The 7607-nt window shown below is 73.8% G+C and carries 7 protein-coding genes; 5 read left to right on the plus strand and 2 right to left on the minus strand.

Annotated elements, in window-relative coordinates; translation table 11 throughout:
* Positions 1 to 23: 23 nt before the first annotated feature.
* Positions 24 to 605, minus strand: coding sequence for a septum formation initiator (locus AB0E14_RS38660; RefSeq protein WP_362429914.1), 582 nt, complete (start codon positions 603 to 605; stop codon positions 24 to 26).
* Complete coding sequence (gene rsmH, locus AB0E14_RS38665) at positions 602 to 1561, minus strand: 16S rRNA (cytosine(1402)-N(4))-methyltransferase RsmH (protein ID WP_362429917.1); 960 nt, start codon at positions 1559 to 1561, stop codon at positions 602 to 604. Before rsmH ends, AB0E14_RS38660 begins: the two co-directional genes overlap by 4 nt.
* Before the next feature lie 312 nt (positions 1562 to 1873).
* Between rsmH and AB0E14_RS38670 the strand changes: the two genes are divergently transcribed.
* From AB0E14_RS38670 to AB0E14_RS38690, 5 genes are all read left to right on the plus strand, one after another.
* Positions 1874 to 2431, plus strand: a complete 558-nt coding sequence (locus AB0E14_RS38670) for a carbonic anhydrase (protein ID WP_362429920.1) — start codon at positions 1874 to 1876, stop codon at positions 2429 to 2431.
* 248 nt (positions 2432 to 2679) lie between these two features.
* Positions 2680 to 3696, plus strand: coding sequence for a MoxR family ATPase (locus AB0E14_RS38675; protein ID WP_362429922.1), 1017 nt, complete (start codon positions 2680 to 2682; stop codon positions 3694 to 3696).
* Positions 3696 to 5072, plus strand: coding sequence for a DUF58 domain-containing protein (locus tag AB0E14_RS38680; RefSeq protein ID WP_362429925.1), 1377 nt, complete (start codon positions 3696 to 3698; stop codon positions 5070 to 5072). Before AB0E14_RS38675 ends, AB0E14_RS38680 begins: the two co-directional genes overlap by 1 nt.
* Positions 5069 to 7498 carry a DUF3488 and transglutaminase-like domain-containing protein gene (locus AB0E14_RS38685; RefSeq protein WP_362429928.1) on the plus strand — a complete coding sequence of 810 codons (2430 nt, stop codon included), beginning with the start codon at positions 5069 to 5071 and terminating at the stop codon, positions 7496 to 7498. Before AB0E14_RS38680 ends, AB0E14_RS38685 begins: the two co-directional genes overlap by 4 nt.
* Positions 7499 to 7510: 12 nt before the next feature.
* On the plus strand, positions 7511 to 7607 hold a 97-nt coding region (locus AB0E14_RS38690; RefSeq protein WP_362429931.1), incomplete at its 3' end, for a KR domain-containing protein.

The following is a 7607-nucleotide window of genomic DNA, read 5'->3' on the forward strand; positions in this document are numbered from 1 at the left end:
GGGCTCCTTGGGGGGCACTGCGGTCACCGTCCGGAGTTCGTCGGGGCGGGCGCGGTCGTCGGGGCGGTCGTCGTCGCGTTCGTCGTCGCGGCCGGGGGTGGCGTCGCGGCGGACTGTTGCGCGGTCGGGTTCGCGGGCGGCCCGGACGGGGTGCCGGTCTGCGCGCCCGCGGGCGGGCCGCTCGGCGTGTCCGTCGCCGCCGGGGTGGGGTCGGGCTTCGGGGTCGGGTCCGGCTTCGGGGCGGCGGCCTTGGACGGCTCGCCCTTGACCGTGCCGTCCGGCTCGAGGAAGGCGGGGCTGCCGCCGGGGACCATGCCGAGCTCCCTGGCCCGCCGCTCCAGCGCGTCGGGCGCGGACCGGTCGTCCACGTCCCGCTGGAGGGCCTGCTCCTCGTCGGTCAGCTCGGTGGTGCGGTTCTTGAGGTCGCGCAGCTTGAAGGAGCCCTGGTTGAGGGCCGAGTTCAGCAGCAGGAGCGTGATGAGCCCGCCGCCGAGGAGCACGACGACGAGCAGGACGAAGGGGGTGCGGGCGGCGCTGCTCGGACCCGACGGCATGAGCCGTCCGAGTCGCGCGGCCCGCCCTTTGAGCGGCCCCTTCGTCGTCATGAAGGCACGTCCTCCCGGATGCGCTGCGCCCCTCTGAGCCGGGCCGGGGCGGCGCGGCGGTTCTCTGCGATCTCTTCCTCGGTGGGGAGTTCCGCACCGCGGGTGAGCAGCTTCAGGCGGGGCTGGTACTGCTCGGGGACCACCGGCAGGCCGGGCGGCGCGGTGTTCGCCGCGCCCGCCGCGAAGACCTGCTTGACCAGCCGGTCCTCCAGGGAGTGGTACGACAGGACCGCGATCCGGCCGCCCACCGCGAGCGCCTTCACCGCCGCCGGGATCGCCCGCTCCAGGACCGTCAGTTCGCCGTTGACCTCGATGCGCAGGGCCTGGAAGGTGCGCTTGGCCGGATTGCCGCCGGTGCGCTTGGCCGCCTGCGGCAGCGCGTCACGGATCAGTTCGACGAGCCGGGCGCTGTTGGTGAAGGGGTCCTTCTCGCGCTCGCGCACGATCGCGGAGACGATCCGCTTGGCCTGCTTCTCCTCGCCGTACGCGCGCAGGATCCGGACCAGCTCGCCGGCCGGGTAGGTGTTGAGGACCTCCGCGGCGCTGACCCCGGTCGTCTGGTCCATGCGCATGTCGAGCGGGGCGTCCTGCGCGTACGCGAAGCCCCGGTCGGCCTCGTCGAGTTGCATGGAGGAGACGCCGAGGTCGAAGAGGATGCCGTCGACGCGCGGGACGCCGAGCCGGTCGAGCACCTCGGACAGTTCGTCGTAGACCGCGTGCACGAGGGTCGCGCGCTCACCGTAGGGAGCGAGCCGCTCGCCGGAGAGCCGCAGCGCCTCCTTGTCCCGGTCGAGGGCGACGAGGCGCGCCTCGGGGAACCGCTCGAGCAGCGCCTCGCTGTGTCCGCCGAGGCCGAGGGTGCAGTCGACGACGACCGCGCCGGGGCGCTCCAGTGCGGGGGCCAACATGTCCAGGCACCGCTGGAGCATCACCGGGACGTGTCGGTCGTTGCTCAATGCGCCCTCTCAGAATTCGGCTCAGATTCGGCGCGGCCGCTACGCATCCGCCGCACACGCGGGGGAGAAACTGCGGAAATCGCTCATTGTCTCCGTCAAACTCCGCGTCACTTTAGTCCACTGACCCCGGCGGTCAATCAACCGGCTGGCGCGTCGCGCGGGCCTTCGGGCGGAGCCGGGCACTCCCGGCGACTCACCCGGATGGACTCGCCCTCGCACGCCTGTGGGTTACCTCACAACAAGGCTCATTGACGTTCTTTGTCCTCATCTCACAGCGGCCTCGGAACGAGCGTGACCAGTACCGTCATCGACATGTCGACCTCCGCACACCTCTCCGCCGAGTCCGCCGAATCCGTCGAATCCGTCGAATCCGCGGGCACGGTCACCGACCGGCTCGTCGAGGCCAACGAGCGATACGCGGCCGGCTTCGCCGACCCCGGCATGGACGCCCGGCCCGTGCTGAACGTGGCCGTCGTCGCCTGCATGGACGCCCGGCTCGACCTGCACGCCGCGCTCGGCCTCGAACTCGGCGACTGCCACACCGTCCGCAACGCGGGCGGCGTGGTCACCGACGACGTGATCCGCTCCCTCACGATCAGTCAGCGGGCCCTGGGCACGCGCAGCGTGGTGCTCATCCACCACACCGGCTGCGGTCTGGAGTCCCTCACCGAGGAGTTCCGGCACGAGCTGGAGATGGAGGTCGGCCAGCGGCCGTCCTGGGCCGTGGAGTCCTTCCGCGACGTCGACCAGGACGTCCGGCAGTCGATGCAGCGGGTCCGCACCTCCCCGTTCCTGCCGCACACGGACGACATCCGCGGCTTCGTCTTCGACGTGGCCACGGGTCTGCTCCGCGAGATCGACCCGGCCTGATCGACGCCGGTCACCCGGTCGGCTCCCGGCCGACTCCCGGCCGGCTCCTCGCCCGGTCCGGGCCCTGTCCCGGCCCGACCGCGGCCCGGTCTCCCGGACGCAACACGGCAAACCCCGGCATATCGCCCCCGGTTGTCCACAGCCAAGTGACACAACCCGGCAAGGGCAACAAGAATGCTCGGGTGACACCCCCCGAATCACCGCGGGGGCAGGTGTCTGTGTTCACGGAGGGGCCGAGGAGGGCCGGGGTGACGACCTATGACGATCGAGCGAGCCTCACAGATCTGACCACCACAGCGGAGCGGATCCGCAGGTCGGTGGAGGGTGTGATCGAGGGCAAGCCTGAGGTCGTACGGCTTTCGCTGACCGTGCTGCTCGCCGAGGGACATCTTCTGATCGAGGATGTTCCCGGCGTCGGCAAGACGATGCTCGCCAAGACGCTGGCCCGGTCCATCGACTGCTCGGTGCGCCGCATCCAGTTCACGCCCGACCTGCTGCCCTCGGACATCACGGGCGTGTCGATCTTCGACCAGCAGCGGCGTGACTTCGAGTTCAAGCCGGGCGCGATCTTCGCCCAGATCGTGATCGGCGACGAGATCAACCGCGCCTCGCCCAAGACCCAGTCCGCGCTCCTGGAGTCCCTCGAGGAGCGGCAGGTCACGGTCGACGGGCAGACGTACGAGCTGCCGAGCCCCTTCATGGTGGTGGCCACGCAGAACCCGGTGGAGATGGAGGGCACGTACCCGCTCCCCGAGGCGCAGCGCGACCGCTTCATGGCCCGGGTCTCCATCGGCTACCCCAGCGCCGAGGCCGAGCTGCAGATGCTCGACGTCCACGGCGCGGTCAACCCGCTCGACGACCTGCAGCCCGTCGCGCACGCCCACGACATCATCAAGCTGATCGACGCGGTACGGGCGGTCCACGTGGCCGACTCCGTGCGCCGGTACGCCGTCGAGATCGTCGCGGCCACCCGGAACCACCCGGACCTGCGGCTCGGCGCCTCCCCGCGGGCCACCCTGCACCTGCTGCGCGCCGCCAAGGCGTCCGCCGCGCTGAGCGGCCGCGAGTACGTCCTGCCGGACGACCTCCAGTCCCTCGCCGTGCCCGTCCTCGCCCACCGGCTGCTGCCGACGGCGCAGGCCCAGCTGAACCGGCGCACCGCCGAGCAGGTCGTCCTCGACATCCTGCAGCGCACGCCCGTCCCGGCCACGGCGCCGCCGGCCGGCCCGCCCTTCGGCCAGCAGCCCGGCGTCCGGTCGCTGTGATGGCCACCTCCGCCGCGCCGGAGGGCCGGCGGGGCGACGACGGACGGGACCGTCGCCCGGGTGAGGACCCGACGGGCCTGCGGGCCGCCCTGAGCGGTCTCACCACGCGCGGCCGGTCCTTCCTCGCCGCCGGCGTCGCCGCCGGGATCTGCGCCTACGTCCTCGGCCAGGGCGACCTGCTGCGGGTCGGGCTGCTGCTCGCCGTGCTGCCGTTGATCTGCGTCGTCGTGCTCCACCGCACCCGCTACCGGGTCGCGGGCAGCCGGCGGCTCTCCCCGCAGCGGGTGCCGGTCGGCTCGGAGGCCCGGGTCCACCTCCGGATGGACAACGTCTCCAAGCTGCCCACCGGGCTGCTCATGCTCCAGGACCACGTCCCGTACATGCTCGGGCCGCGGCCCCGCTTCGTCCTGGACCGGGTCGAGGCGGGCGGCCGGCGCGAGGTGTCGTACCGGGTCCGGTCGGATCTGCGCGGCCGGTTCCCGCTGGGCCCGCTCCAGCTGCGGCTGAACGACCCGTTCGGCATGTGCGAGCTGACCCGCTCCTTCAGCGCGTACGACACGCTGACCGTGGTCCCCAGGACCGAGGCGCTGCCCGCGGTGAAGCTGTCCGGCGAGGCGGCGGGGTACGGCGACGGCTCCCTGCGCTCGCTGGCGCTGGCCGGCGACGACGACATCATCCCGCGCGCCTACCGCCACGGCGACGACCTGCGCCGGGTCCACTGGCGGTCCACCGCGCGCTACGGCGAGCTGATGGTGCGTCGCGAGGAGCAGCCGCAGCGGGCCCGCTGCACGGTGCTGCTCGACACCCGCGCGATCGCCTACCAGGGCGCGGGCCCCGACTCGGCCTTCGAGTGGGCGGTGTCGGGCGCGGCCTCCGTCCTGGTCCACATGCTGGAGCGGGGCTTCTCGGTCCGGCTCCTCACCGACACCGGAACGGCGGTGCCCGGAGAGGGCGCCGAGGGCTTCGCGGGCACCTCGCAGGACTCGGCCGAGGCGGCCGGGCTGATGATGGACGCCCTGGCCGTCGTGGACCACTCCGACGGGGCCGGGCTCTCCCGCGCGTACGACGTGCTGCGCGGCGGGAGCGAGGGCCTGCTCGTCGCCTTCGTCGGCGACCTCGACGAGGAGCAGGCGGCTCTGGCCGCCCGGATGCGCCAGCGGGGCGGGGCGGCCGTCGCCTTCGTCCTGGACTCCGGGACGTGGCTGACCGGCGGCGCCGTGGCCGGTGCGGTCGACGAGCGGCTGCGGCGGCTGCGCGAGGCCGGGTGGACGGCGCTGCCCGTGGCCCCGGGGGCCAGGCTCGCCGAGCTGTGGCGGCAGGCGAGCGGCGTCCGGGCGGAGAGCGCCCAGGGTGACACGTACGGAGGTTGGGCATGAGCGGCCGCGGGCGGCTGACACTGAGCGCCTACGCGGCCACGCTGATGGCGGCGGGCGCGCTCCTTCCGCTGGTGGACCCGTCGACGTGGATTCTCACGGCGGCCTTCCTGCTGGCGCTGCAGAGCGGGGTCGGCGCGCTGACCCGGCGCGTTCCGCTGGCCAGGGCGCTGACGGTGGCGGCGCAGCTGGTCGTCGGCCTGCTCGCGCTGACCCTGGTCTTCGCGCGGGAGCAGGCGCTGCTCGGCTTCCTGCCGGGGCCGCAGGCCTTCGCGCGGTTCGCCGAGCTGTTCCAGGCGGGCGCCGAGGACGTCGGCACGTACGCCCCGCCCGCCCCGGACACCGACGGCATCCGGCTGATGGTGATCAGCGGCGTGCTCCTGATCGGGCTCCTGGTGGACACCGTGGCGGTGACCTTCCGCAGCGCGGCCCCGGCGGGTCTGCCGCTGCTGGCGCTGTACTCGGTGGCGGCGGGGCTCTCCGAGGGCGGGGCGAGCTGGATCTGGTTCCTGTTCGCCGCCGCCGGCTACCTGCTGCTGCTCCTCACCGAGAGCCGGGACCGGCTCTCGCAGTGGGGCCGGGTCTTCGGCGGCGCGGCGCGCGCCGGCCGCCCGGGGCCGACCGGGCCGGCCGGGTCGGGGGGCGGCAAGCCGCTCGCCGGCGTGCGGGCCGGGCGGCGGATCGGCGTGGTCGCCCTGGGCGTCGCGCTCGTGGTGCCGGCCGTGCTGCCCACGCTCTCGGGCGGTCTGTTCGGCGGTGCGGGCGACGGTCCTGGCGACCGGGGCGAGGGCGGCACGATCTCGGCGGTCAACCCGCTGGTCTCGCTCCAGGACAACCTGCGGCAGCCCGAGGACCGCGAGGTGCTCCGGTACCGGACGAACGCGACCGACACCACCGGCATGTATCTCCGTCTGGTGGCCCTCGACCAGTTCGACGGCACCTCGTGGAAGTCCTCGGTCCGTCCGATCCAGGACGTGCCCGAGCGGCTGCCCCGGCCGGCCGGCCTGAGCGACCAGGTCCGCACGATCGAGGTGACGGGCAACTTCGTGGCCTCCCCGACGTACGAGCAGAAGTGGCTGCCGATGCCCTTCCCGGCGGACCGGGTGGAGATCGACGGGCGCTGGCGGTACGAGCCGGCCGGCCGGATGCTCGTCGGCGACGACGGGCAGAACACCTCCGGCGCCCGGTACACGGTGACGAGCCTGGACGTGCGGCCGACGGCCCAACAGCTGGCGGAGGCCCCGCCCGCGCCGCAGGCGCTGCGCACCGAGTACACCAAGGTGCCGGACTCGCTGCCGCTCGACGTCCGGGCGACGGCCCTGCAGGTGACGAAGGGCGCCCGGAACGACTACGAGCGGGCGGTGAAACTCCAGGACTGGTTCACGACGGACGGCGGGTTCCGCTACGACGTCGAGGTGGAGTCCGGTACGGGCGTGCAGGCGATCTCGCGCTTCCTGCAGCGCCGGGAGGGCTTCTGCGTCCACTTCTCGTTCTCGATGGCGGCGATGGCGCGCTCGCTCGGGATCCCCGCGCGGGTGGCGGTCGGATTCATGCCGGGCGACCGGCAGTCCGACGGCACGATCTCGGTCGGCATCCGGGACGCCCACGCCTGGCCCGAGCTGTACTTCGAGGGTGTGGGGTGGACCCGGTTCGAGCCGACCCCGTCCCGGGGCTCCACGCCGGAGTACACGCGTGAGCAGTCCCCCTCGGGCACGCCGACCGAGTCGGCGCAGCCGTCGGCGAGCGCGTCGGCGACGCCGTCCGCGGCGCCGAGGACCTCGGAGAGCTGCCCGGCGCAGATGCGCCGCCAGGGCGAGTGCGGCCAGGACGAGGTGGCGGGCGCCGACACCTCGGACGGCGGCGGCACGGATCTCCTGACGGTGGCGCTGGTGGCGCTGGGGCTGGCGGTGGTGCTGCTGATCCCGCTGTCGCCGCTGCTGTACCGGAATCGGGTACGGGCGGGGCGGCTCGGTTCCTCGGGCCGAACGGCCGAGGACGGGGTGGCCAGGACGCTGGCGGCGTGGCAGGAGATCAACGACACGGCCTGGGACCACGGGGTGCTCCCGGACGAGTCGCTGACGCCCCGGAGGACGGCGGCGCGGATCGTCCGGCTCGGCTCCCTGGAGGGCGAGCCGGCGAACGCGGTGCACCGGGTGGCGCGGGCGGTCGAGCAGGTGCTCTACGCCCCGCAGCCCCGTCCGGGCACGGGCCTGGTGGACGAGGTGGCGCAGGTCCGCTCGGGCTTCGCCGCGGCGGCGTCCCGGCGGGTCCGGCTCCGCGCCCTCCTTGCGCCGCGCTCGACCGTCCGGGTGGTCTGGCGGGCCTCCGCCTGGTGGACGGCCAGGACGACGGCCTGGGGCGCCCGCCGCGACGCCCTGTCGACGAAGGTGACGGCCCGGTTCCGGCGCCCGTCCCGCAACGAGGGCTGACGCCCCGAGGAGATCCTCCTCGGCACCGCAGGACAGGCCAACTACGCCGCCGGCAACACCTTCCTCGACGCCCTCGCCCAACACCGACGAGCCCAGAACCTGCCGGCGA

The organism is Streptomyces sp. NPDC047981 (genome assembly GCF_040653315.1).
Taxonomy (GTDB): Bacteria; Actinomycetota; Actinomycetes; order Streptomycetales; family Streptomycetaceae; genus Streptomyces.

Excerpts from the sequence above, each read along its gene's own strand:
- AB0E14_RS38660 (WP_362429914.1), bottom strand. The coding sequence starts at position 605 with ATGACGACGAAGGGGCCGCTCAAAGGGCGGGCCGCGCGACTCGGACGG.
- AB0E14_RS38670 (WP_362429920.1), top strand. The coding sequence starts at position 1,874 with ATGTCGACCTCCGCACACCTCTCCGCCGAGTCCGCCGAATCCGTCGAA.
- AB0E14_RS38680 (WP_362429925.1), top strand. The coding sequence starts at position 3,696 with ATGGCCACCTCCGCCGCGCCGGAGGGCCGGCGGGGCGACGACGGACGG.
- AB0E14_RS38685 (WP_362429928.1), top strand. The coding sequence starts at position 5,069 with ATGAGCGGCCGCGGGCGGCTGACACTGAGCGCCTACGCGGCCACGCTG.